Raw genomic sequence first — 22,301 nt, forward strand, 5'->3', positions numbered from 1 at the left:
GGCGCAGCGGCCGCACGCACCCCGGGCGGCGCGCGGCATGCTGTGCCCCGTGCTGGTCACCAACCACGTCCTGGCCGGAGCCGTGCTCGGAGCCGGACCGCTCGCGCAGCGGCCCGCGCGGGCCTTCGCCACCGGGGTGGTGTCGCACTTCGTGCTCGACCGCGTGCCGCACTGGGGCGACGAGCGCCGTTCCGTCTTCCTCGTGACGGCGGTGTGCGACGGGCTCGCGGGACTGGCGGCCATCGCGCTGGTGGCGCGCGCCAGCAACCGCCAGCGGCCCGCGGTGCTGCTGTCCGCCCTGGCGGGCATGGCCGGTGGCGCGTTCCCCGACCTCGACAAGCCCAGCACGCTGTTCTTCGGCCGCTCGCCGTTCCCCGCGCGCTTCGACGCGTTCCACGGGCGCATCCAGCGCGAGAGCCCGCGGCGCCTGCCGCAGGAGTTCGTCGTCGCTGCCGCTCTGGGCGCGATCGTGGCGCTGCTGCTGCGCGGCTCCCGCCGCAGCTGAGCGCTGTCGTCGTCCCCTGGGGACGACGACGGGGTCAGCTGCCCTGCGAGACCTCGGCCACCGCGGCCGCGCGCTCGGGGCTGCCCGGCTGGGTGGACTCCAGCAGGCGCTGCAGGTGCGCCAGCGAGCGCGACGCCTGGGAGCGCAGCGACGGGCCGCCCACCAGCGGCAGGTGCGACGCGGCGTGCTCGGCGGTGCTGCGCGCGCCCCCGGACTCGGGCGCGATCCGCAGGGTCACCTCGGTGTGGTGGGCCCCGGGGAGGCTGTGGACCTCGGCCTCGAAGTGGCCGGTGCCCTCGACGTCCCACTCGAGGCGGTCCATGACGGCGCCGTCGCGCCCCCCGGTCAGCCCGGGCAGGCCGCCGTGGTCGTGCAGGTGCTGGGCCACCTCGCCCGCGGGACGGGCGATGGCCACCGTCTGGACGACGGTCCACTCCGGCCCCGGCTCGCCCACGCGCCCGATCGGGGTGGTCGGGCGCTCGGCGCTCCTCGTGCCGCCGGACGACCGGCGGGCGCGCAGCAGCAGCCACGCGGACACGCCGGCCAGGCCGGCGAAGAGCACGAGGGGCAGGGAGGAGCGCCGGTCGTTGTCCACGGGCCCGATGATGGCCGCACCGGCGGCCGTCGGCCACCGCGAGGAGATCGCCTCGCCCGGACGGCGGCGCGCGGACCACCCCGGAGGCGGTGGAGATCCACATGCCCCTGCCCGGGTGCGGTGGCACGTTCGGGTGATGAGCGAGAACGCCGACGACACCCAGCTCGACCCCGACGGCGACCCGGCCAACCTGCCCTCGCCGCCGGACACCTCCGGCGCCGCGCCGAAGGACGTCTCCGACACCGCGCCCGTCCAGGAGGACCCGGAGGACGACGACGACCCGGACGCCGACCCGGGGAACCTGGGCTCCTCGCGCCGCCACGTCTGAGGTGGCCCGCGCCTGAGCACGCCCAGCCCTGGTCGCCCGGGCAGGATGGGCGGGTGGCCGAGCTGGACTACGCCCTGCTGGCGGACTACGCGCGCGTCGACGCCGACGGCACCCTGACGGCGGTCGGCGCGCACCGCACCGTCATCGCCGTCCCGCAGCTGCCGGCGCAGCAGGTGCTGGCCGCCGCGGGACGGCTGTGGATGGGCCGCCGCGAGCCCGCCGCGTGGCTCGAGCTGTCGGCCCGCACCCCCGAGGGCGACGTCGGCACCATCTCGGCCTGGGAGGTGCGTCCGGGGCTGGAGCAGTCGGAGGCCTCCGGCCGGGTGTCCGCGTGCTTCGCCGTGGCGGTGGTGGCGCCGCTGAGCAGCGCGGGCGCCCACGCGCTCGTGCTGTCCGTCAATGACGCGGTGGTCGCGGAGCTGCCGTTCGGCGTCGTCGTCGAGGTCTGAGGTCGCCGGGGTCCGCGCCGCGGCCCGAGGTCCGGGCGGCCCGCGCCCACAACCCCGCTTCGGCGAAACCGGCACGTCGCGGACGGTCGCGGTCTAGCGTCAGCGACGTGGGACGACCCGCCCTGGCGACAGGGGCCGCAGGCCTGGTGAGCACGCACGTCGAGACCCTCGACCCGCTCACCGGGCGGTGGGTGCGCGCTGCGATCGCGCACGGCATGGGGCGCAGCCGCTGGGTGGCCCGCTGCCGCCTGCGGGGCGCAGACGGCGAGGCCCGCCAGGTGCGCGCCACGGGCGCGACGCAGCGGGAGGCCGAGGCCGCGCTGGCCGAGAACCTGGCGCGCCGGGCCCGCTCGGAGGCCGCGGCGGCAGCTGCCGCCGACGACCGCGTGACCACCGTGGCCGACACCGCCGCCACCTGGCTCGACGTGCTGGCCGCCACCGGCGCCCGCCCCGGCACCCGCGACCTCTACCGCCGCTCGGTGGTGGCGCACCTCGTGCCGCGCCTGGGCATGCTCAAGGTGCGGCACCTGTCCGCGTCCGTCGCCGAGCGCTGGCTGGCCGAGGTGGCGGACAGGTCGGGCCCCGCCGCGGCCCGGACCGCCCGCAACTGCCTGCGGGGCGTGGTGGACGTGGCGCTGGCCAAGGGCGTGCTGGAGGCCGACCCCCTGCACGGCGTCGAGCTGCCCGTCACCGCGGCCCCGGCCGCCGCTCCCGTGCTCACCGTGGCCGAGGCCGCGCACCTGCTGGTGGTCGCCGCGGCGGACGCCGACGCGGTCCGCCACGGCCTGACCGACCTCGTGGCCCTGCTGCTGGGCACCGGCGCCCGCCTCGGGGAGGCGCTGGCGCTGCGCTGGGCCGACGTCGACGTGACGCCCGGCGCCGCCGGCGTGCGGGTCGCGGCGCGCCTGGACCGGGCGTCGGGCCGCGCCACCGAGGTGCGCCGCACCACCGACGAGCGGTTCGTGCCGATCACCGACTCCCTCGCCGCGCTGCTGCGCGCGCGCCGCCAGCGGCCCAGCGCCGACGTCGGCGAGCAGGCGCTGGTCTTCCCGACCTCGCGCGGCACCGCCGCCGACCCCGCCGCCACGACCCGCCGGCTGCGGGCGCTGTTCGACGCTGCGGGCCTGCCGGGGGTCACCTCGCACGCGCTGCGCGCGACCCGCGCCCAGCGCCTGCTCGACGCGGGCACGGACCCCGCCGAGGTGGCCCGCCTGCTGGGCACGTCCCGGCTGCGCACCGGGGAGGTGCACACCACCGGCGCGGTGCCGGCGGTCGCCCCGGCCGCGCTGATCCCCCGCCAGCGCCACGTGGAGCTGGCGGAGGACCAGCGGGACGCCGCAGCCCCGGGTCAGGGCGCGGGCGCCTCCGCGGGCGCCGCGTCCCGCTGAGCCGGCGACGGGAGCCGGTAGCGCACCAGGCGGGCGGAGTTCACCGCCACGAACACCGACGAGGCGTTGTGCGCCACGGCGGCCAGCACTGGTGACAGCGCGCCCGCGGCGCCGAGCGCCAGCCCGACGCCGTTGACGGCGATCGAGGCGCCGTAGTTCTGGCGGATGAGGCGCAGGGTGCGGTCGCCGAGGTCGCGCAGGTGCAGCAGTCGGCGCAGGTCGTCACCGACCAGCGCGACGTCGGCCGTCTCCACGGCCACGTCGGTGCCCGACAGGCCCATGGCGATGCCGAGGTCGGCCAGGGCCAGCGCGGGGGCGTCGTTGGTGCCGTCCCCGACGACGGCGACCACGTGCCCCTCCGCCTGCAGCTCGCGCACGACGTCCTGCTTGTCCTCGGGCATGACCTGGGAGCGGAACTCGGTGATGCCCAGCTCGGCGGCCACCGCGGCGGCCGTGGCGGGGTTGTCGCCGGTGAGCATGACGACGCGCCGCACGCCGGAGGCCCGCAGCGCGTCGAGCACCTCGCGCGCCTCCGGGCGCACCTGGTCGCGCAGGCTCACCAGGCCGGTCAGGACGCCGTCCACGGCGAGCAGCAGCGGCGTCTCGGCCTGGGCCTGCAGCCGCTCCACCCAGTCCCGGGCGCGCTCGTCCACCTCGACGCCCTCGCGGTCCATGAGCCCGGGGCTGCCAACGAGCAGCACGCGTCCGCTGGCGAGCACGCGCATGCCGAGGCCGAGGATCGCCTCGCACTCGTCGTGGGTGGGGATGACGAGGTGGCGCTCCTCGCCCGCCCTGATGACCGCCTGGGCGAGCGGGTGCTTGGAGTGCACCTCGGAGTTGGCGGCCTCGGTGAGCACCTGCTCCGGGGTCCAGTCCTCGCGGAAGGACAGGACGTTGGTGACCACGGGGCGGCCGAGGGTGAGGGTGCCGGTCTTGTCGAAGACGAACGCGTCGACGCGGCCCGCGGCCTCCAGGTGGGAGCCGCCCTTCATGAGGATGCCGCGGCGGGCACCGTTGCCGATGGCGGCGCTGATCGCCGTCGGCGTGGCCAGGCCGACGGCGCAGGGGCAGGCGATGAGCAGCATGGTCATGGCGCGGCGCACGTCGCGGGTGACTACGAGCACGCCGAGCGCGAGCGCGAAGGACGCGGGCACGAAGCGGCGGCTGAACGCGTCGCCGACGGTCTGCACGGGTGCCCGGTCGGCCTGGGCGTGCTCGACGCGGGCGACGATGCGCCCCACGGCGGTGTCGGAGCCGGTGGCGGTGGCGCGCACCACGAGGCGGCCGCGCAGCACCACGCTGCCGGCCAGGACGGCGTCCCCGACCGCGCGCTGCACGGGCAGGTTCTCGCCGGTGAGGGCGGCCTGGTCGACCACGGCCTCGCCCTCGACCACCTCGCCGTCCACGGCGAGGGTGGACTGGTCGTGGGCGACGACGAGGTCGCCGACGCGGAGCTCCTCCAGGGGCACCCTGACCTCGACGGTGCTGCGCAGCACCTCCCCCTCCACGACCTCCGCGACCTCGCGCTGCACCCACGCCTCGGTCTGGGCGCCGGTGAGCAGGTCGGCGATGGCGCGCCGCGTGCGGCGCAGGGTGAGGTCCTGCAGGTACTCGCCGATGTTGAGCAGCCACAGCACGGTCAGGGCCACCACGTTCTCGCGCAGCAGCAGGCTGGCGATGGTGGCCGCGGTGACGAGGACGTCGGTGCCCAGGCCCCGGCCGGAGCCGATGGAGCGCAGCGCGCCCTTGAGGAAGGGGTAGCCGGAGAAGATCGTGACGCCGGTGGCGACGGTGCGCGAGGTCGGCCCGAGCAGCGGGGGCCTGCCGAAGGCGTACCGGCGCAGGCCCAGCAGGGCCAGGGCGACGCCGCCCACGATGATGCGCGCCACCTCGCCGTTGCCGACGTCCGCCGAGCGGGGCGTGCGGGAGGCGACCGCCCCGGCGGCGACCCCGGCCGCGGAGGCCGCGGCGTCGCAGAGCTGCTCCAGGGTGGTCCGGTCGCGGTCGCAGTGGACGACGACGGCGCCGGTCACCGGGTGGGCCCGCACGAGGTGCACGCCGTCGAGGGAGTCGAGGGCGTCCTCGGCGGCCACCGCGCGGGCCGGGTGCCCGCGCAGCCAGTCGGCCTGCAGGCGCACCCGGCCGCCGGCGTCGGCGGCCACCCTGACCCGGGGGCGGTCGCCCGCCCCGCCCGCCCCGCCGGTGGCTGCGGTCTCGGCCGTCACGGCGTGCTCAGTGGTCGTGGTCGTGGCTGTGCCCGGCCGAGGGGGTGCGCGGCACGGGTGCGGGCTCGCCGAGCTCGGCGTGGGCCTGCGCGACGACGTCGCCCGTGGCCAGCCGCAGCTTCTCGACGCCCACCTCGGCGGCGCGCGAGGCGCGGATGCCCAGCTTGGCGGTGCCGACGGCGCTGCGGCGCAGGGCCGTGCCGCCGCGGCCGTCGGAGAGCGCCTTGACGATGCCGGCCGAGGCGGCGGCGGTCAGCAGGAGCCGACCGAGGGGAGCGACGACAGCGACCACGGGGGCCTCCAGATCGTGGTTCTGCGGGGCGGGGGCGCGACCATGATGACAACCGTTCTCGTCATGGGCGCGCTGGGGCGGTGCTTGATCATAGGACCGGCGCAGGATGGTCATCCCGGCGTCGGCCGCTGGTCACCCGCGGGTGGCCCACCGGACCGGCGGCGCGCCCAGCCTGGCCGCGTGAGGGTCGCGATCGTCACCGACTCGTTCCTGCCCGCGATGAACGGCGTGGTCCGCTCCGTGCTCCGGGTGCTCGAGCACCTCCAGCGCGAGGGCCACGCAGCGCTCGTGGTGTGCGCCAGCCCGGGCGCCCCCCGGACCGTGCACGGCGCGATGGTGGTCGACGTCCCCTCCCTGGGGCTGCCCGGCTACACCGAGGTCCGGGTGCCGCTGCCGTCGGCGACCCGGCTGCGCGCCGTGCTCGCCGCCTTCGCCCCCGACGTCGTCCACCTGGCCTCGCCCTTCGGCCTGGGCGGCACCGCCGCGCGCGCGGCCAACGGCCTCGGCGTGCCCGTGGTCGCCGTCTTCCAGACCGACGTCGCCGGCTTCGCCAGCCGCTACCCCCTGACCGCGAGGATCGGCACCGCCCAGGAGGCGGCCTGGCGGCGGGTGGAGGCGATCCACCGCCGGGCGGAGCTGACGCTCGCCCCCACCGCCACCGTGGCCGGGCAGCTGCGGGCCCGCGGCATCCCGCGGACCCGCGTGTGGGCGCGCGGCGTGGACGACGCCTTCGACCCGGCCCGCCGCGACCCCGCCCTGCGCGCCCGCCTCGCCCCGCACGGCGAGGCGCTGGTCGGCTACGTCGGGCGCCTGGCGCCGGAGAAGCGCCTGGAGGACCTCGCCGTCCTGACCGGGGTCCCGGGGACGCGGCTCGTGGTGGTGGGGGACGGGCCGTCGCGGGCGCGGCTGCAGACCCTCCTGCCCGACGCCGCCTTCCTGGGCCAGCTGGCCGGGGAGCGCCTCGCCGCCGCCGTCGCCAGCCTCGACGTGTTCGTCCACACCGGGGAGCACGAGACCTTCTGCCAGGCCGCCCAGGAGGCCCTCGCCAGCGGCGTGCCCGTGGTCGCGCCCGCCGCGGGCGGCCTGCTCGACCTGGTGGACCCCAGCCGCACCGGCTGGCTGTACGCCCCCGGCGACCTCGCCGGCCTGCGCGGGCACGTCGCCGACCTCGCCGGTGACGCCGCCAAGCGCCGGGCGCTGGGCGAAGCCGCCCGCGAGCGCACCCGCGGGCGCACCTGGAGCGCGCTGTGCGGGCAGCTGCTCGAGCACTACCGCGACGCGCTGTCCGTCACGGTCTGAGCGCCCGGCGTCACGGACTCCCGAGCTCAGGGGTCGAGCTCAGAGGTCGAGCACGTGGTGGGCGCCCATGACCACCAGCATCTGGCGCGCCGTGCCGTGGAGCCCCTCGAGCCGCAGCCGGTGCGGGCGCACCTGGCGCGAGAGCCCGATGAGGAAGCCCAGCCCGGCGGAGTCGACGAAGCCCACCTCGTGCAGGTCGACCACGCGCACCCCGGCCAGCTGCTCCGGGGCCAGGCGGTGGCCGGCGACCGCGTAGACGTCGATGTCCCCGCTCAGCACCAGCCGGCCGGGGTCGGCGGGGTCGAGCGCCATGCCCGGCGGCTGGGGCGACTCGTCAGCGGACACCCGGCCATGCTGGCCCACCCGGCGGCTCACCGCACAGGCACCCCGGCCCGGCGCGCCTCCCGGCCCCCGGGGGCCACCCGTGCGACGGTGATCGGGTGGGCGCGGCTCTGGTGCGGCGGGCTGCCGCCTCGGCGGTGGCCGGCGCGCTGACCCTGGGCGCGCTCGCCGCCTCCGTGGTCGCCCCGCCGCCGGCGCAGGCGGCCACCGCCCCCGCGCGCTGGTGGGGCCCGGACCGCTACGCCACCGCCGCGGCGGTCTCCCGCGAGGCCTTCCCCGACGGCGCGCACGACGTCGTGGTGGTGAGCGGCACCCGCTTCCCCGACGCCCTCGCCGCTGCGCCCCTGGCGGCGCAGCTGGGCGGCCCGGTGCTCACCGTGCCGCCGGGGCCGCTGCCCGCCGTCGTGCGCACCGAGCTGGAGCGGCTCTCCCCGGCGGTGGTGCACGTGGTGGGCGGCTCCGCGGTGGTGGGGGACGACGTGGCGCAGCAGCTGGCCCCGCTGGCCTCCGAGGGCGTGGTGCGGCTGCAGGGGGCCGACCGCTACGAGACCGCGGCGTCCGTGGCCACCACGGACTTCTCCGGCGCCTCGGAGGTCGTGCTCGCCTCGGGGCAGGACTTCCCCGACGCGCTCGCCGCCGGCTCCGCCGGGGCTGCGCTGGGCTCCCCGCTCCTGCTCACCGAGCGCGGCGCGCTCCCCGGCCCCACCAGGGCGGCGCTGACGGCGCTCGCGCCGACGCGCATCACGCTGGTGGGCGGACCCGCGGTGGTCACCCCGGACGTGCAGCAGCAGCTGCGGGCGCTGCTGCCGGACACCGTGGTGGTCCGGCTCTCCGGCGACGACCGCTACGCCACCGCCGCGGCGGTGGCGCGCGACACGTGGGAGTCGGTGCCCTCGACCCTGCTCGCCAGCGGGGAGGTCTTCCCCGACGCCCTCGCCGGCGCCGCGCTCGGCGCCCCGCTCCTGCTCACCCGCCGCGACTGCCTGCCCGCGGCCACCGCCAAGGCCTACGCCGACCTCGGCGTGCAGCAGGTCACCGGCCTCGGCGGAGCGGCCGTGCTGTCCGACGCCTCGCTGACGGCCACCCCCTGCCGGTGACGGGGACCACCGGGGATCAGGACGACGACGGGCGCAGCCGGGAGGTGAAGCGCCGCAGCCTCGCCAGCCCCTCCACCAGGTCGGCGCGCGAGGCCGCGTACGACAGGCGCACGTGCGTCTCGGCGGTCGCAGCGCCGAAGTCCCGTCCCGGCGTCAGCGCCACGTGCTCCTCGGCCAGCAGCCGCTCGCACAGCTCCCACGCCCCCAGGCCCGTGGCGGAGACGTCGACGTAGGCGTAGAAGGCGCCGTCGGGGGCCACCGGCACCTCGAGCCCCGCGCGCCCGAGCCCGTCCAGCACCAGCGCCCGGCGCTCGAGCAGCTCCAGCCGCCGCTGCTCCACCAGCGCCAGGGACTCAGGGGTGAAGACCGCCAGCGCCGCGTGCTGGGCCGGTGTGGAGGCGCAGATGAAGAAGTTGGCGGCCATCCGCTCCACGGCCTCCACCGCCCGCTCGGGCACCACGGCCCAGCCGAGCCGCCACCCCGTCATCCCCGTGTGCTTGGAGAAGCTGCCGATGACGACTGCGTCGTCGTCCAGCGCCAGCGCGCTGCGCGGCGGCGCGCCGTCCACGGGGTCGGCCAGGTCCAGGTAGATCTCGTCCACCACGCACCAGGCCCCGCGCTCGCGCGCCAGCCGGCAGACGGCCGCGAGCTCCGCCGGGTCCACCGTGGTCCCGGTCGGGTTCGAGGGGGTGGCCACCAGCAGCGCGCGGGTCGCCGGCGTCCACGCGGCCGCCGCTGCGGCCGCCGACAGCTGGTAGCGGGTGGCGGGGGTGGTGGGCACCTCCACCGCTCGTCCCCCGAGCGCCCTGACGATCTGCCGGTTGCACGGGTAGGAGGGGTCGGCCATGAGGACGTCGTCGCCCGGGTCCACGACCAGGGCCGTCACGAGCACCAGCGCCGCCGACGCCCCCGAGGTGATGACCACCCGCCGCGGGTCCACGTCCACCCCGTGGCGCTCGCGGTAGCGCCGGGCCACGGCCTCGCGCAGCGCCGGCAGGCCCAGCGCCGGGGTGTACGGCAGCGGCCGCCCGTCGGTCACCGCGTGCAGCGCCGCGAGGACGGCGGGCGGAGCGCCCTCGTCGGGCTCGCCCAGGCTGAGGGCCACCACGTGGTGCCCCTGGGCGCGCAGCTCGGCGGCGCGAGCGGCGAACGCCATGGCGTGGAAGGGCTCGACGGCCAGGGCGCGGCGCGAGGGGCTGGGCGGTGCGAGCGGGGCTGCCACCCGCGCAGGCTGCCACGTCCGCCGGGCTGCCCATGACTCGCGCGGTGCTTGCCCTCCAGGTGGAGGCCCCCCGGCCCGATGTCGACAGGACCCGGGTCGTGACCGTGCTCGGGGCTGGGGGAGGAGGACGACCGTGTGGGGACGAGCTGGGGGACGGCCGGGAAGCGGTGCCGGGGTGCAGCACCCGCGTGACGTGGAGGCCCTCGAGGCGGTGCTGACCGCGCTCGACGCCCCGATGGTCGACGAGCTGGAGGTGCAGGTCCGCATCTCGCAGGTGCTGGCCCAGCAGCTGCGCTGCACGTACGCCGCCGTGTGGGTCCCCGACGCCACCGGGGAGTTCGTGCTGCGCGCGGCCAGCGGCTCCCTCGCGAGCCGCGTGGAGGGGGGTGGCGCGCTGGGCCTGCGGGCCTCGACCGTCGCCGGTCCGGACCACCGCACGGTGATGGCGGTGACCCACCCCGTGAGGCTGCCGCTCGCAGCCGGCACCAGCCGCGCCGCGGAGCGCTGCGAGCGGTTCGTGCGCGCCGGGGCGACGCACGGCGCGCTGCTGCCGATCGTCGAGGACGGCCGCACCGTCGCGCTCCACGAGCTGCGCGGCACGGTCCCGCTGCCCTTCTTCGACGGCCGCGAGGAGAAGTGGGCCGCCATCTCGCGCATCGCCGCGCACGTGGTCGGCACCGTCCGCGCGCGCCGCGACACCGCGCAGGTGCTCGAGGACCGCGAGGCGGTGACCACCGTGGTCACCGCCGTCAACGCGGCGCGCAGCCGCGAGGAGGTGCTGAGCCGCGCTCTCGACTCCGTGCGCTCGGCCTTCGGGTGGGCCTACGGCTCGTTCTGGGCGATGGACACCGCCGCGCGCGAGCTGCGCTTCGCGCAGGAGTCCGGGTCCGCCGGTGAGGAGTTCCGCCGCGTCACCCTGGCCGCGTCCTTCGCCGAGGGCGTCGGGCTGTCCGGCCGCGCCTGGCGCGCGCGGGACCTGGTGGCGGTGGAGGACCTCGGCGAGATCACGGACTGCGTCCGCGCCCCTGCCGCCCAGCGCGCCGGTGTGCGCTCCGGCGTGTGCTTCCCGGTGGTCGTCGGCGGGGCGGTGATCGGGACGATGGACTTCTTCACCACCGTCACCACCACCCTGTCCGACTCCCGCGCCGCGGCGCTGCGGCAGGTGGCGGAGCTGGTGACGCTGCGCCTCGAGGCCCTGCAGCGCTCCGAGGACGACGTGCGCGCCGCCGGCGCCCTCTTCGACACGGTCTCGCGGCTGCGGTCGGCCTCCGACGACGCCGCCCGAGTGGGCGAGGCGGGTGCGGCGCAGGCCCGCGCGGTGGAGCAGGAGGTGCAGGCGCTCAGCGCGGCCTCGGCCGCCATCGGGGACATCATCAAGGTGATCTCGTCCATCGCGGCGCAGACCAACCTGCTGGCCCTCAACGCCACCATCGAGGCGGCCCGCGCGGGTGAGGCCGGCCGAGGGTTCGCCGTGGTGGCGGGTGAGGTCAAGGAGCTCGCGCGGGCCACCGCCCAGGCCACCGAGGAGGTCGCGCAGCGCATCGCCGACATCCAGCGCTCCTCGACCTCGGTGGCGGAGGGCATCACCGCCGCCGCCGCCACCATCGGGCAGCTGGACGCGGTGCAGGCGCGCACCGCCGACGTCCTGGCCGAGCAGGCCGCCATGGCGGGCGCCTTCGAGGGCGGCTCCACCCGCTGACGCGCCCGACACGCACCGACGAGGGCCGCTCTCCCCGCGCAGGGGAGCGGCCCTCGTCGTCCTGGTCCTGCTCCTCCCCCGTCACCTGCTCGATCACCCCAGCGACGGGGTGGCAGGCCACCGCCGCCTCGTCCCATCTCGCACTTTCCGCGGAAAGTCCGCCAAGGACCCCCGCCCATGTGGCACTTTCCGCGGAAAGTGCGCCAAGGACCCCCTCCCGGTTCGCGCTTTCGGCGGGAAGTGCGAACCAGGGGGAGGACGACGACGAGGGCCGCCCGGCGGGTGCCGGGCGGCCCTCGTGCTGGACCCCGCCTGCGGGGGCGCAGGGCTCAGCCGTGCGGCGGCCGTCCCGCGGCGTCCGGGACGGTGGCGAGGAGCTCCTCGAAGGGGCGCAGCGGGCCGGCGAGCGGACCCGTGACGCCGAGGGCCAGGTCGGCGATGCGCTCGCCGGCCCGCCCGTCGCCGTAGGGGCTGGGCGTGCGGGCCAGCCTCGCCAGGTGCTCGGGGCGCAGCAGCTCCGCGGCCGCCTGCGCCACCCCGGCCGGACGCGACAGGCGGCAGAAGCCGGCCGCCACGCTCTCGGGGCGCTCGGTGGTGGTGCGCACCACCACCATGGGCCGGCCCAGGACGGTGACCTCCTCCTGCAGGCCACCGGAGTCCGAGACCACGAGCACCGCGCGCTCGACCAGCGCCAGGAACGTCGCGTGGTCGACCGGCTCGACCAGGTGCACCGAGGCGGGCACCGGGAGGCCCCACGCGGTGATGCGGGCGGTGGTGCGCGGGTGCGCCGGCAGCAGCACGGGGGCCGGGAGGTCTCCCAGGGCGCCGAGCAGGGCGGTCAGGGCGGCGGGGTCGTCGGTGTTCTCCGGCCGGTGGACCGTGGCCAGCACCACGTCGTCCCGCTCGAGCCCGGCCCGGCGCAGCACGTCCTGCGCGGCCCGCGGGCCGTGCGGGCCCCGCAGCGACGCGTGCACCGCCTCCACCACGGGGTTGCCCGTGACGTGGACGGCGTGGGGGTCGGTGCCGGCGCGCAGCAGGTTCGAGGCGCTCTCGGCGGTGGGGGCGCAGTGCACGTCGGCGAGGGCCCCGATGAGCAGGCGGTTGACCTCCTCCGGCATCCCGCGGTCCCCCGAGCGCAGTCCCGCCTCGACGTGCACCACGGGCAGGCCGAGGTAGTGCGCGGCCTGGGCGCCGGCGTTGGCGCTGTTGGTGTCGCCCTGGACCAGCACGGCGGAGGGAGCGAGCTCGCGCAGCTGCGCTGACAGGCCGACCACCATCGCGGCGACCTGCTCGCCGCGGGCCAGGCCCGCCAGCGACGCGGCCGGTGCGGCGACGTCGGTGAGCCCGCACGCCTCCACGAAGGACCCGGCGAGCGCCCGGTCGTAGTGCTGGCCCGTGAGCAGCGTCCGGGCGCGGGCACCGCGCGCGGCGAGCGCGTGCACGACCGGCGCCATCTTGATGATCTCCGGTCGGGTGCCCATGACGACGGCGACGGTCCGCCCGTCCGCGCGACCGCGGGAGCTCACGAGGCACCCCCGGCGGCGTGCGGCGCGGGGGCCGGCCGCAGCGCGCGGCGGGCGGCGCCCGCCACCACGGCGGCGCCGGCCAGCGCGATCGGCAGGCCCGCCGCGGGCACGGCGGGGGTGGGGACGACGACGGCGTTGCGTCCGCAGGTGACGGCGCCGACGCGCACCGCTGCGGTGCCCGACAGCAGGCCCAGCTGCAGCGCGGTGGTCGACACCGGGCCGGCGGTCGCCTGCGTGCCGGTGGACCCGGTGCTGACCGAGACGAGGCCGAGGAGGCTGCCGCTGGTGCCGGCGCTCACCGCGGCGGTGGCGCCGAGAGGTCCGGTGAGCTGGCCGCCGATGATGGTGGTCTTCGTCGACGAGGTCCCGGTGCTGCTGGCGGTGCAGCTGGAGACGACGGCGTCAGCGGTCAGCACGACCGTCGACGTCAGGGCGATCCGCACCCCTCCGCTGCCGGCGCTGACGGCGCACGTCCCGCCCGGGCCCACCACCACGCCGCCCCCGCTGCCCACCAGGCCCGCGCACGAGCCCGAGAGGCCGGTGGCGAAGGCGCGCACGTCCGCCACCGCCACGCCGGCCGTGACGATGCTCTGACCGCCCAGCACCCCGCTCGGGGTGGGGCCCCGGTCGTCGGAGGTGCCGTCGCTGGAGGCCGAGACCGGTGCGACGGCGAGGTTCGCACCCGCCGCCGTCGTGACCGTCAGCGGGCTCGCGGTGGCCTGCGAGGTGTCGGCCTGGGCGGCGCCCACCGGCACCGCCACGAGGGCGGCGGTGAGCACCGCGGCCGCCGTCGTCGTCCTCCGCCAGCTGGTCGTGCTCATCGCTGTCCTCCTGCGGTGGTCTCGGCGTGCTCGGGCGTCCGGGGGCGGGGGATGGCCCCCGCCGGCGCTGCGGCCGGCGCGACGCGGCGCGCGGTCTTCTTCCAGTCGGTGCGGCCGCGCACGGTGCGCCAGAAGGCCCACCACACGGCGACCTGCAGCAGGTAGGCGTAGGCGGCGTTGGCCACGGACAGCAGCGCCGCGCGGCGCCGCGTGACGTGCCCGCCGGTGGTCTCGCGGTACAGCGGCCCCCACATGACGTGCGGGACGATGCCGAAGACCACGGCGAGGGGCAGCAGCCCCCAGGCCCCGCTGACCCACCAGCCGGACGCGCCGCCCGCGGTGGACAGCGCGTAGTGCACGTCCACGGCGATCGCCGCCGGGAAGACCACGGCGCCGACGAGCTGCGTCCACGGCACGGACAGGTAGTAGGTGATCTCCAGGGCCGCGGTGAGGGGGACGTTCGGGGAGGTCACCACCTGCCACCAGTACCTGGCGCACTGCATGCCGCCCTGGGCCCACCGGCTGCGCTGCCGCAGCAGCGGCTTCACGGTGCGCAGCCCGGTCTGGGCCACGAAGGTCTCCCCGCAGTACTCGGTGCGCCCGCCCGTGAGCAGCACGTGCAGGCCCAGCTCGAAGTCCTCCAGCAGCGAGCCGTGCCAGGGCGAGCCGTGCTCGGCGGCGATCCGGTCCAGCGCCGACAGGCGCGTGAACTGGCCGTTGCCGCCCATGCCGACGCTGCCGGTGGCGCGCCGCAGGGTCTGCATGGCCGCGATGGGACCGGAGAACTCCAGGTCCTGCAGCTGCACCAGGAGGGGGTCGCCGCCGGGTGCGCGGGACGTCGCGAGCTGCAGCGGGCAGGTGCTCGTCAGCGCGTCGACGTCCTCCACCACGCGCACCAGCACCTGCACCGCGGAGACGGTCGGGTCGCCGAAGAGCGTGGGACCGCACACGGTGGCCAGGCAGGACCTGTCGAGGCGGGCGTCGGCGTCCACCACGCCCACCACGACGCGGGTCCGGTCGACCTCGGGCCCGAGCGCCGCGTCGATCGCGCGCCAGGCGGCGTTGAGGGCCGCGCCCTTGCCCTGCCGCGCCTCGGGGAGGCGCCGGCTGACCAGGCGGACCTGCGGGCGGGTGGCGGCCAGCTGCGCGAGCAGGGTGCCGGTGGCGTCGGAGGAGGCGTCGTCGACGCACCAGACGACGGCGTCCGGGAAGGTGGTGACGAGGTGGTCGACCGTGCCGACGACCACGCCCTCCTCGTCCAGGCACGGGACCACGAGGTGGAAGGCGTGGTCGGCGCGCGCCGCGGGGAGGTGGTCGCCGCGGCGCACGAAGCGGTGAGTGATGAGCCCGACGTACGCCAGGAAGGCCACGCAGAGCAGGAACGCCGCGGTGTTCAGCAGCGCCAGCCAGGAGCGGGGGTCATCCACGGCGCACCCCCCTCGCCCCGCGGGTCACCAGGAAGAGGAAGAGCAGAGCGGCGCCCACCACGCCGACGGTGCTGACGGTGGTGCCCACCAGCACGTGCGTGGCGGAGTAGCCGCGCTCCAGGCCGAGCGCGCGGATGCCGCAGAGGATCACCAGCAGCCGCACCTGGTTCGTCACCGCGACGACGGCGACGGCGGCGCCGAGGGCCGCCAGCGTGCGGGGCGCCGAGGCTCGCTGGAGCGTCAGCACCAGACCCGCCGCGAGCAGGAACGGCACCAGGAGGAAGGCGACGGTGCAGCCCAGGGTGATGCCGTAGCCGACGGCGCGCCCGTCCAGGTCGAAGGTGACGGCGGTGCCGACGCGCTGGACGTCGGGCGTGCCGACGGCCCTCGCCACCTGCTCCGAGACCGCGGCCTCGGCGACCCGCAGCCACCGGCCGCCGACCAGCACGGCGACGACGGCGGTGGCGGTCCCGGCGGCGACGGCAGGCCTGGCCAGCCCGAGGTCGAGGTCGTTCTCGACCGCCAGCGCCGCGAGCTGCTCGCGCGGTGACGCCGGGGTGGCGGGGGTGCTCACCGGGTGGCCCGGTGGCGGGCGGAGAGCAGGTCGCCCTCGGCCGCCACCCAGACCTCGGCCAGGGACGTCTGCCCGCGCCGCACCGCGCTCCCGGCGCGCGCCTGCGGCGCCGCCGAGCGGAGCTGCTCGAGCACGCGCTCGGAGACGGCGAGCGGTCCCTCCTCGGGGGTGCTGGTGGACAGGACGCCGAACTGGCGGGCGCCGGTGCGGGCGACGACGCCGGCGGAGCCCGAGGACTCCCGCAGCGCGCCGGCGAGCCGGCGGAGAGCGCGGGTGGAGCTGACGGTGCCGACGTCCACCACGGTGACCGCGGCCGGCTCGGCCAGGGAGCGGCCGCGGTCGTCCTCGTGCTGGAGCAGCTGGCCCCACGAGCGGCGGTCGGGCAGGCGGGTCAGGTGGTCGCGGCTGGACGGCTTCCGGGCCCAGTCCTCGCGGCGCTCCTGGTCCACGCGGTGCAGCTCCCGCGCCAGCGTGGCGCCGAGGAAGGAGGCGTTGCGCGTGACGCGGGCCCGCAGGGCGTCGTCGTCGGTGGTGGGCGTCCTGGACCAGCCGCACAGGGAGCCGACCAGGCGGCCGCCCTGGAGCAGCGGCGCGCCCACGTAGGCGCGCAGGCCGAAGCGCTCGGCCTTGGCGCGCACCTCCGGGTCGCGGCGGCGGCGCAGGTCACCCGCGAGCGCCGCCTCCGGGCCGCGCTGGAGGGAGGCGCACAGCGTGTCCTCCCAGCGGTGCTCGGCACCCACCGGGACGACGCAGCCCTCCGTGCCGGCCAGCACGGTCCAGCCACCGGCGACGACGCGGGCCACGCCCCACATCTCGAACCGGTCCCCGGCGTCGGCCGCCAGTCCGTCGAGGGTGAACGCGGTGCACGGCTCCCACAGCGCCGCTCCACCCGACACCTGGACCGCCAGCGCACTGTGCTCGACCAGCGTGGTCATGGTTCCCCTCCAGAGAGCTCCGCCGGTCTCCGCCCGCGCCTCTCGAGCGGATCCGGTGCTGGAGTGGTCGGCGGTCGCTCGGGGCGGCCGGAGGCCTCTGCCCATGACGGGTCGCCGGCCTGAGGGTGAGGACCTGCGGCGCTGCCCCCGGTGCGCGGAGGGGCTGGCCGCCACGGCGCGGCAGGGCGCGGCGCGCGCGGTGCAGCCGGGGGCGGTTCCCGGTCGGCGCCCACGAGGTGGGTTCCTCGGGCACTCCTTCTAGTACTTTTTGCCAATGCTTCTAGGTAGGGGAGCGCAGAGGCAGGCGCTCACCTCCGCGCTCTCCCGGGCGGCGACCGGTCAGGGGGCTTCGGTGCTGATCACCGGGCCACCGGGCAGCGGCCTCAGCGCGCTCCTCGAGGAGCTGGCCGAGGCGGCCTCCTCCGCCTCCGCGGACTGGCTGGTGCTGCGCGCCCGCGCTGCGCGGGATGAGTCCTCCCTGCCGCACGCCCTGCTCCACCAGGTGCTCAGCCCCCTGCTGGCCGAGCTCGACGGTGTGCTCGACGAGGGCCGCCGCTCCGCGCTGGAGGCCGCCGTCGGCGTCCGCGCCCCGGACGAGGGCCGGGTGCCCGTGGCGATGGCCGCCCTCGGAGCCCTGGAGGTGCTCGCCCGCCACCGCCCGGTGCTGGTGGCCGTGGACGACGCGCACTGGGCGGACCCGGGCAGCGCCGCCGTCCTCCGCTTCCTCGCCCGCCGGCTCGCCCGCACCGCGGTGTGCCTCGCGCAGGTGCTGCCGGACGAGCAGATGGCGCAGCCCCCCGCTGAGGCGGCAGCCGGCCGGACCGGGGGTGCCGGGACCGACGAGGTGGTGGTGGTGGTGGTGGAGCCCCTCGGCGACGCGGACTCGTTCGCCGTCATCGACGCGGAACGACCCGACCTCGACCCGCTGCTGCGCACCGCCGTGGCCGAGCTGTCGGCCGGCCGTCCCCGCAGGCTGGTGGACCTGGCGCGCCTCACCGAGCCGCTCGGCGCGGCGGCCGGGCCGGACGCGCTCCGCCGGAGGCTGCTGCGCGGCTCCCCGCACCCGTCGGTGGCCGCGGCCCGCCGGGCCCTGGACGGGGTGCCTGAGGACGCGCGGCGCGAGCTGGCCGCGCGGGGGCTGCTCGACGACCCGGCCGGCGCGCACCTCACCGCCCTGGTGGCGCGCACGGGCACGGCCGCCGGGCAGCAGGCCGGCGCCCACGACCGGCTCTCTGCGGGGGAGCCCCCCGCGGCCGACCTCCTCCTGGCCGCCGTCGCGGCCGAGGCCGCAGAGGAGGCCGAGACGGCCGAGCTCCGCGCGGCCTGGGCGCTGCGCCTGGAGGAGGCCGCCCCAGCGGCGCCGCCCGCCGCGGGCCGGCGGATGGCGGCCGAAGCGCTGCGCCAGCGCGTGCTCGCCGACCCGGCGGCCGCGGCGGGCCTGGCAGGTCCCCTCGAGGCTGCGGCGCGCTCCCTGCTCGGGGTGGACGCCCAGCGCAGCGGGGAGCTCTTCGCCCTGGCCGCCGACCTGCACCTCGCCGCCGACGGCGGGAGCGGCGCAGCGGAGCCCGGCTCGGCCGGCGCTGCCGCGCTGCACCGGGCGGCCGAGGTGGCGCTCGCAAGCGGCCGCACCGGGCGCGCCCACGACCTGGCTGCGCGCGCCGCAGCGACGGACGGCGGGGGTGCTCGCAGCAGCGCCTCCTCCGGAGCGCACGAGCGCTGGCGCGGGCTCGCGGCCCTGGCCCGCGGCGACCGGGCCGCCGCCGTGGAGCACCTGCAGGACGCGCTGGGCCACCTCGCGGCCGCGGCAGCCACCGCGCAGGGCCCCGGGGTCGCCGGAGGTGAGGGGGACGCCGGCGCGTCGGGAGCAACCGAGGAGGTCCTGGCCACCGGCACGGCGCTCGTGCTGGTGGCCGGACGCCGCGCGAGGCCGCTCGCCGCGCTGGACGCCGCCCTGCCGGTGCTGCCCGCGGACGTCGCCGCCCGGCTGCGCTCGGTCTCCCGGCTCGCCCTGCCGTGGGACCGCACCGGCCCCGCGGAGCAGCGGCGCGCCCTGGACGACGCGCTCGAGGTGCTCTCGGGCGCCGGACTGCCGGTGCTGCGCCTCGCAGCCGACGCCGGCCGCCTGCTCGGCCGGAGCCAGCAGGTGGGCAGCCTCTGCCGGTCGATCGCGGCCGCCTGGCCCACCACCGGTCCCGCCGCGGTGGACCTCCACCTGGCCCTGGTCGCGGTCTCGCTGGACCTCACCGGGGTCCCGGAGGCGCGCCACCACGTGCAGCAGGCGCGAGCGGCGCTGCGCCACGCGCCCGAGGCGGCCGCGGCCGTCGGGCAGGCCGAGCTGCTCCTGGAGCGCCTGGGGAGCGGCCAGGTCCCGGACGGGGCGCTGCCGGACGCCGTCGACCTGCCCGAGAGCACGGAGCGCTCCGGCGCCGTGTGGTGCCGCGCCCACGCCCACCGCCTGCGGGGGGACCTGGCCGCAGCGGCCGCGGAGCTGCTCGCGCTGTGGCCGCCGGACGGCGCCCCCGCCGACGCCGGCGCCCTCCTGAACGCCCTCCCCACGGTCCATGCGCTGCGCGAGTCGGGTGCGGACCCGGCGGCCCTGGCCCGCGTGGTCGAGCAGGTCACCGCGTGGGCCGCCGGCAGCGGGGCGCCGCTGGCGGTCTCCAGCGCCCTCGCGTCGCGCGCCACCGCCAGCGAGGACCCCGCCGAGCAGCGGGCGCTGCTGGAGGAGGCGGTCGCGGCTGCGGGCCAGGGGCCGGCGGCCGCGGCGCCGCAGCTGGCCCTCGGCATGCTGCTGCGCCGCTCGCGGCACGGGGTCTGGGCGCGCGAGCCGCTCGGGGCGGCCCTGCGGATCTTCGAGGACCACGGCTCCACGGCCTTCGCCGAGCTCGCGCGCCGAGAGCTCGAGGCGACAGCGCCCCAGCGCCCGCCCCGCCCGATGGGGTCGGCGGTGCTCACCGGCCAGGAGCGCACCGTCGCGTCGCTGGCGGCCAAGGGCCTCGCCAACGCCGACATCGCCCGCAGCCTGGGGATCAGCGCGCGCACGGTGGCCCACCACCTCCAGCACGTCTACGCCAAGCTCGGGGTGCCCGGTCGACAGCACCTCCGGGCCCGGCTGGAGGACCGGTGACGGGCGCCGCGCACCCCCGGGCCTCAGTCGAGGTCGCCGGCTCCACGCGCGCGGGCCGCGGCCTGTCCGCTGCTGCGCACGCCGTACTTGCGGCGCGCCGCGGCCAGGTGCTGCACCACCGTGCCCTGGGCCACGCCCAGGGCCTCCGCGATGCCGGTGGTCGAGAGGCCCCGCTCGACGTGGAGCAGCACGTCGCGCTCGCGCGGCGTCAGCACCACGGCCACCCGCCGGGAGCGCTCGGCCTCCTCCAGGCGGCGCAGGTCGTCCTCGGAGACGAGCACCGCGCGGGACCCGCGGCTGCTGCTCAGGACGACGCGCACCTCACCACCGGCCACGGCGTCGAGCAGGCGCAGCCAGTCCTGCGAGGAGGCGGTGGCCTCGTGCCTCGGGTGAGCGGGCATCAGGACGTCCTGTCCGGCGCGACGGCGGAGGTGCGTGCAGGGTGGACACAGTACGCGGCCGGCCCCTGCGGACGGCGGGGTCACGACCTCGTCAGCCACCCGGAGCCCCACCCGTGGTGAGCACCGGGGCGGGCGAGCGCGGGGGAGGTGAGGACCTGGAGGAGCACCAGCCCCGCCGGACGGCGCTGCGGGCGGCGCGCGCCCTGCGAGCCGCCGCCGGTGCCGACGCGCCCGCCACCGACCTGGCCGACCGCCTGGCGGCCGCGGCGGCGGAGGCCCTCGGGGCCGAGGGCGCCACCATCAGCGCCCTGTTCGCCCCCGGCATGTCGGTGCCCGTGGGGGTCAGCGACCAGGTGGCCGCGCGCGCCGAGCAGCTGCAGTTCACCGCCGGCGAGGGCCCCTGCTGGGAGGCCTACCGGACGGGGGTCGCGGTGGTGGCCGACCTCTCGGACGTCCCCACGTCCCGCCGCCGCTGGCCCGCCTACGCGCGGGCCCTGCAGCACGAGACCGGCTACGCCCTGGTGGTGGCCGTGCCGGTCCGCCTCGCCTCCGGGCTCCTCGTGGCCCTCAACACCTACGAGGCGTCCCCCGCCGGCCCGCCCTGGTGGCTCGACGCCTCCCGGGTGGGCGCGGCCCTCGGTGAGGTGCTGGACGAGGCCTCCCCGCCCCCCTCGGCCGGGGGAGCCGTGTGGCTCGACTCCTCCACCACCGCACGCCGCAGCACCGTGTGGACGGCCGAGGCCGTGCTCATCGACAACGCGCCCTTCCTCGACCACGACAGCGCGCTGGACGCCCTGCGCACCTACAGCCTCATCGAGGGCACGACCGTGGACGACGCCGCCGCCGCCCTCCTGGCCGGACGCCTGACCACGCGCGAGGTGCTGGGCCGCTGAGCGCCCGCTGAGCGCCCACTGAGCACCGCTGGCCGGGGCCGACCGCGCGGCGCACGCGCACGGCCCGGGCGTCGCCTACCCTCGGACCCGGCCGCCGAGCACGCTGACGGTCGAGCTCGAGAGCGGAGACCTGTGGACGGGCGAGCGGTGTCCACGCAAGACCTGCCGGCGGTGCGCAGCGCGCTGGCCACCACGACGTACCCGCCGGAGGTCGCGTCGGTGCGGGCCGCGCGGCGGTTCGTCGTGGACGTGCTGTCCTCCAGCGGGCTGCCCGGGCTCGCCGACGACGCCGGCCTCGTGGTCTCCGAGCTCGCGGCGAACGCCGTGCTGCACGCCCGCAGCCCCTTCGACGTCGTCGTCCAGCGGCTCCAGGCCGGGGTGCGCGTCAGCGTGCGCGACTCCTCGCCGGCGATGCCCGTGCTCGTGGCGCCGAGCGCCTCCGCGATGAGCGGTCGCGGTCTGGCGCTCGTCGAGCGCCTGGTCGCCCGGTGGGGCGCCGGCCCCTCGCGCGGGGCCGGCAAGAGCGTGTGGTTCGAGATCGACGAGGAGCCGGCCGGCGACCCCGTCCCCGACGTCGCCGAGCTCAGCGTGGAGGAGCTCCTCGCCGCGTGGAGCGACGAGGTGGACGCCCTGGCCGACGCCCCCCGCGAGCTGGTGGTGCCGGTGCCCCCGGCGGGACCGACCTCCGAGGTGGTGCTCCCGGTGCTGGTCGCCGCTCACCTCCTCGCGGCGAAGGAGCGCATGGACGACGTCCTGCGCGAGCTGCAGCTGGTGCTGCTGGCCCAGGGCGGCGCGGGGACCGCCGGGGTGGGGGACCGCGCCCTCGGGGTCGCCCGCCGCCTCGACGAGGCCGCCCGCGCCTTCGACGACGTGCGCCGGCAGGTGCGCCACCAGGTCAGCCGCGCCGTGGCCGACGGCCAGGAGCGGGTGGCGCTGGTCCTGCAGCTGCCCCCTGGCACCGCCGAGCGCGCCACCGCCTACCGTGACGCGGTGGAGGCCGCGGAGGTGCTGGCCGAGCTCGGCGGGGCGCTGCTCAGCGCGGCCCGGACCCCCGCCCAGCAGCGCGCGGTGCGCCGGGCCTACCTCGACGAGGTCATCGCTGCGACCCGCGGCTGAGAGGACGCGCGCCGCCCGGCCGGCGGCGACGCGGCGCAGG

21 protein-coding genes and 1 pseudogene are annotated in these 22,301 nt (G+C 77.9%); 11 read left to right on the forward strand and 11 right to left on the reverse strand.

Translation table 11 applies throughout. The features are described 5' to 3' along the window. The first annotated feature begins 49 nt into the window (after positions 1 to 49). Complete coding sequence (locus tag FHN55_RS05150) at positions 50 to 505, forward strand: hypothetical protein (RefSeq protein WP_139711154.1); 456 nt, start codon at positions 50 to 52, stop codon at positions 503 to 505. 34 nt (positions 506 to 539) lie between these two features. Here the strand turns inward: FHN55_RS05150 and FHN55_RS05155 are convergent, their stop codons facing one another. Beyond that, positions 540 to 1,100, reverse strand: coding sequence for a hypothetical protein (locus FHN55_RS05155; protein WP_139711155.1), 561 nt, complete (start codon positions 1,098 to 1,100; stop codon positions 540 to 542). Between the two features lie 136 nt (positions 1,101 to 1,236). Here FHN55_RS05155 and FHN55_RS05160 point away from each other — a divergent pair, with 136 nt between their 5' ends. The 3 genes from FHN55_RS05160 to xerC all read left to right on the forward strand — a co-directional run bounded on the left by FHN55_RS05160 (position 1,237) and on the right by xerC (position 3,265). Further along, a complete protein-coding gene (locus tag FHN55_RS05160; protein WP_139711156.1) occupies positions 1,237 to 1,428 on the forward strand; it encodes a hypothetical protein in 192 nt (63 codons plus the stop codon). A 53-nt stretch (positions 1,429 to 1,481) separates the two neighbouring features. Next, a complete protein-coding gene (locus FHN55_RS05165) occupies positions 1,482 to 1,877 on the forward strand; it encodes a DUF6941 family protein (protein WP_139711157.1) in 396 nt (131 codons plus the stop codon). 107 nt (positions 1,878 to 1,984) lie between these two features. Further along, positions 1,985 to 3,265, forward strand: coding sequence for a tyrosine recombinase XerC (gene xerC / locus FHN55_RS05170; protein WP_139711158.1), 1,281 nt, complete (start codon positions 1,985 to 1,987; stop codon positions 3,263 to 3,265). Here xerC and FHN55_RS05175 read toward each other — a convergent pair. Then, entirely contained in the window at positions 3,226 to 5,490 is a 2,265-nt protein-coding gene (locus FHN55_RS05175; protein WP_139711159.1) for a cation-translocating P-type ATPase, read from the reverse strand. The genes xerC and FHN55_RS05175 overlap by 40 nt on opposite strands. A 7-nt stretch (positions 5,491 to 5,497) precedes the next feature. Next, positions 5,498 to 5,782: a DUF1490 family protein gene (locus tag FHN55_RS05180; RefSeq protein ID WP_180357651.1), complete on the reverse strand. Its 285-nt coding sequence runs from the start codon at positions 5,780 to 5,782 to the stop codon at positions 5,498 to 5,500. A 180-nt stretch (positions 5,783 to 5,962) separates the two neighbouring features. On the opposite strand from FHN55_RS05180, the gene FHN55_RS05185 reads away from it, so the two are divergent. Beyond that, entirely contained in the window at positions 5,963 to 7,081 is a 1,119-nt protein-coding gene (locus FHN55_RS05185) for a glycosyltransferase family 1 protein (protein WP_139711161.1), read from the forward strand. A gap of 39 nt (positions 7,082 to 7,120) precedes the next feature. Here the strand turns inward: FHN55_RS05185 and FHN55_RS05190 are convergent, their stop codons facing one another. Further along, on the reverse strand, positions 7,121 to 7,426 hold the full coding sequence (locus tag FHN55_RS05190) for an STAS domain-containing protein (protein ID WP_139711162.1): 306 nt from the start codon (positions 7,424 to 7,426) through the stop codon (positions 7,121 to 7,123). A gap of 95 nt (positions 7,427 to 7,521) precedes the next feature. Between FHN55_RS05190 and FHN55_RS05195 the strand changes: the two genes are divergently transcribed. Continuing rightward, positions 7,522 to 8,520 (forward strand): cell wall-binding repeat-containing protein, encoded by a 999-nt coding sequence (locus FHN55_RS05195; RefSeq protein WP_139711163.1) that lies wholly within the window; start codon positions 7,522 to 7,524, stop codon positions 8,518 to 8,520. 16 nt (positions 8,521 to 8,536) lie between these two features. On the opposite strand, the gene FHN55_RS05200 is transcribed toward FHN55_RS05195, so the two are convergent. After that, positions 8,537 to 9,742, reverse strand: coding sequence for an aminotransferase class I/II-fold pyridoxal phosphate-dependent enzyme (locus tag FHN55_RS05200; protein WP_306821785.1), 1,206 nt, complete (start codon positions 9,740 to 9,742; stop codon positions 8,537 to 8,539). Positions 9,743 to 10,184: 442 nt separating this feature from the next. Here FHN55_RS05200 and FHN55_RS24235 point away from each other — a divergent pair. After that, a pseudogene (locus FHN55_RS24235) lies at positions 10,185 to 10,916 on the forward strand (GAF domain-containing protein); the annotation flags it as partial. A 156-nt stretch (positions 10,917 to 11,072) separates the two neighbouring features. Further along, complete coding sequence (locus FHN55_RS24240) at positions 11,073 to 11,441, forward strand: methyl-accepting chemotaxis protein (protein WP_373995701.1); 369 nt, start codon at positions 11,073 to 11,075, stop codon at positions 11,439 to 11,441. 329 nt (positions 11,442 to 11,770) lie between these two features. On the opposite strand, the gene wecB is transcribed toward FHN55_RS24240, so the two are convergent. Genes wecB through FHN55_RS05230 form a run of 5 tightly spaced genes read right to left on the reverse strand, consistent with a single transcriptional unit; the run spans position 11,771 to position 16,724 of the window. Beyond that, positions 11,771 to 12,967: a non-hydrolyzing UDP-N-acetylglucosamine 2-epimerase gene (gene wecB, locus FHN55_RS05210; RefSeq protein WP_257570706.1), complete on the reverse strand. Its 1,197-nt coding sequence runs from the start codon at positions 12,965 to 12,967 to the stop codon at positions 11,771 to 11,773. Then, on the reverse strand, positions 12,964 to 13,788 hold the full coding sequence (locus tag FHN55_RS05215) for a hypothetical protein (protein WP_139711164.1): 825 nt from the start codon (positions 13,786 to 13,788) through the stop codon (positions 12,964 to 12,966). The genes wecB and FHN55_RS05215 overlap by 4 nt, the downstream gene beginning before the upstream one ends. Next, positions 13,785 to 15,215 carry a glycosyltransferase family 2 protein gene (locus FHN55_RS05220; RefSeq protein WP_139711165.1) on the reverse strand — a complete coding sequence of 477 codons (1,431 nt, stop codon included), beginning with the start codon at positions 15,213 to 15,215 and terminating at the stop codon, positions 13,785 to 13,787. Before FHN55_RS05220 ends, FHN55_RS05215 begins: the two co-directional genes overlap by 4 nt. Next, on the reverse strand, positions 15,208 to 15,789 hold the full coding sequence (locus FHN55_RS22550) for a hypothetical protein (protein WP_180357652.1): 582 nt from the start codon (positions 15,787 to 15,789) through the stop codon (positions 15,208 to 15,210). The genes FHN55_RS05220 and FHN55_RS22550 overlap by 8 nt, the downstream gene beginning before the upstream one ends. Further along, positions 15,786 to 16,724 (reverse strand): GGDEF domain-containing protein, encoded by a 939-nt coding sequence (locus FHN55_RS05230; protein ID WP_180357653.1) that lies wholly within the window; start codon positions 16,722 to 16,724, stop codon positions 15,786 to 15,788. The genes FHN55_RS22550 and FHN55_RS05230 overlap by 4 nt, the downstream gene beginning before the upstream one ends. A 274-nt stretch (positions 16,725 to 16,998) precedes the next feature. Between FHN55_RS05230 and FHN55_RS05235 the strand changes: the two genes are divergently transcribed. Next, on the forward strand, positions 16,999 to 19,851 hold the full coding sequence (locus FHN55_RS05235; protein WP_139711168.1) for a LuxR family transcriptional regulator: 2,853 nt from the start codon (positions 16,999 to 17,001) through the stop codon (positions 19,849 to 19,851). 23 nt (positions 19,852 to 19,874) lie between these two features. On the opposite strand, the gene FHN55_RS05240 is transcribed toward FHN55_RS05235, so the two are convergent. Continuing rightward, a complete protein-coding gene (locus FHN55_RS05240) occupies positions 19,875 to 20,252 on the reverse strand; it encodes a response regulator transcription factor (RefSeq protein ID WP_139711169.1) in 378 nt (125 codons plus the stop codon). Positions 20,253 to 20,368: 116 nt separating this feature from the next. Here FHN55_RS05240 and FHN55_RS05245 point away from each other — a divergent pair, with 116 nt between their 5' ends. Next, entirely contained in the window at positions 20,369 to 21,145 is a 777-nt protein-coding gene (locus tag FHN55_RS05245) for a GAF domain-containing protein (RefSeq protein WP_180357654.1), read from the forward strand. A gap of 147 nt (positions 21,146 to 21,292) precedes the next feature. Further along, positions 21,293 to 22,261 (forward strand): ATP-binding protein, encoded by a 969-nt coding sequence (locus FHN55_RS05250; protein ID WP_139711171.1) that lies wholly within the window; start codon positions 21,293 to 21,295, stop codon positions 22,259 to 22,261. Positions 22,262 to 22,301 lie beyond the last annotated feature (40 nt).

It is taken from the genome of Streptomyces sp. NP160 (genome assembly GCF_006335115.1).
Lineage (GTDB): Bacteria > Actinomycetota > Actinomycetes > Actinomycetales > Quadrisphaeraceae > Quadrisphaera.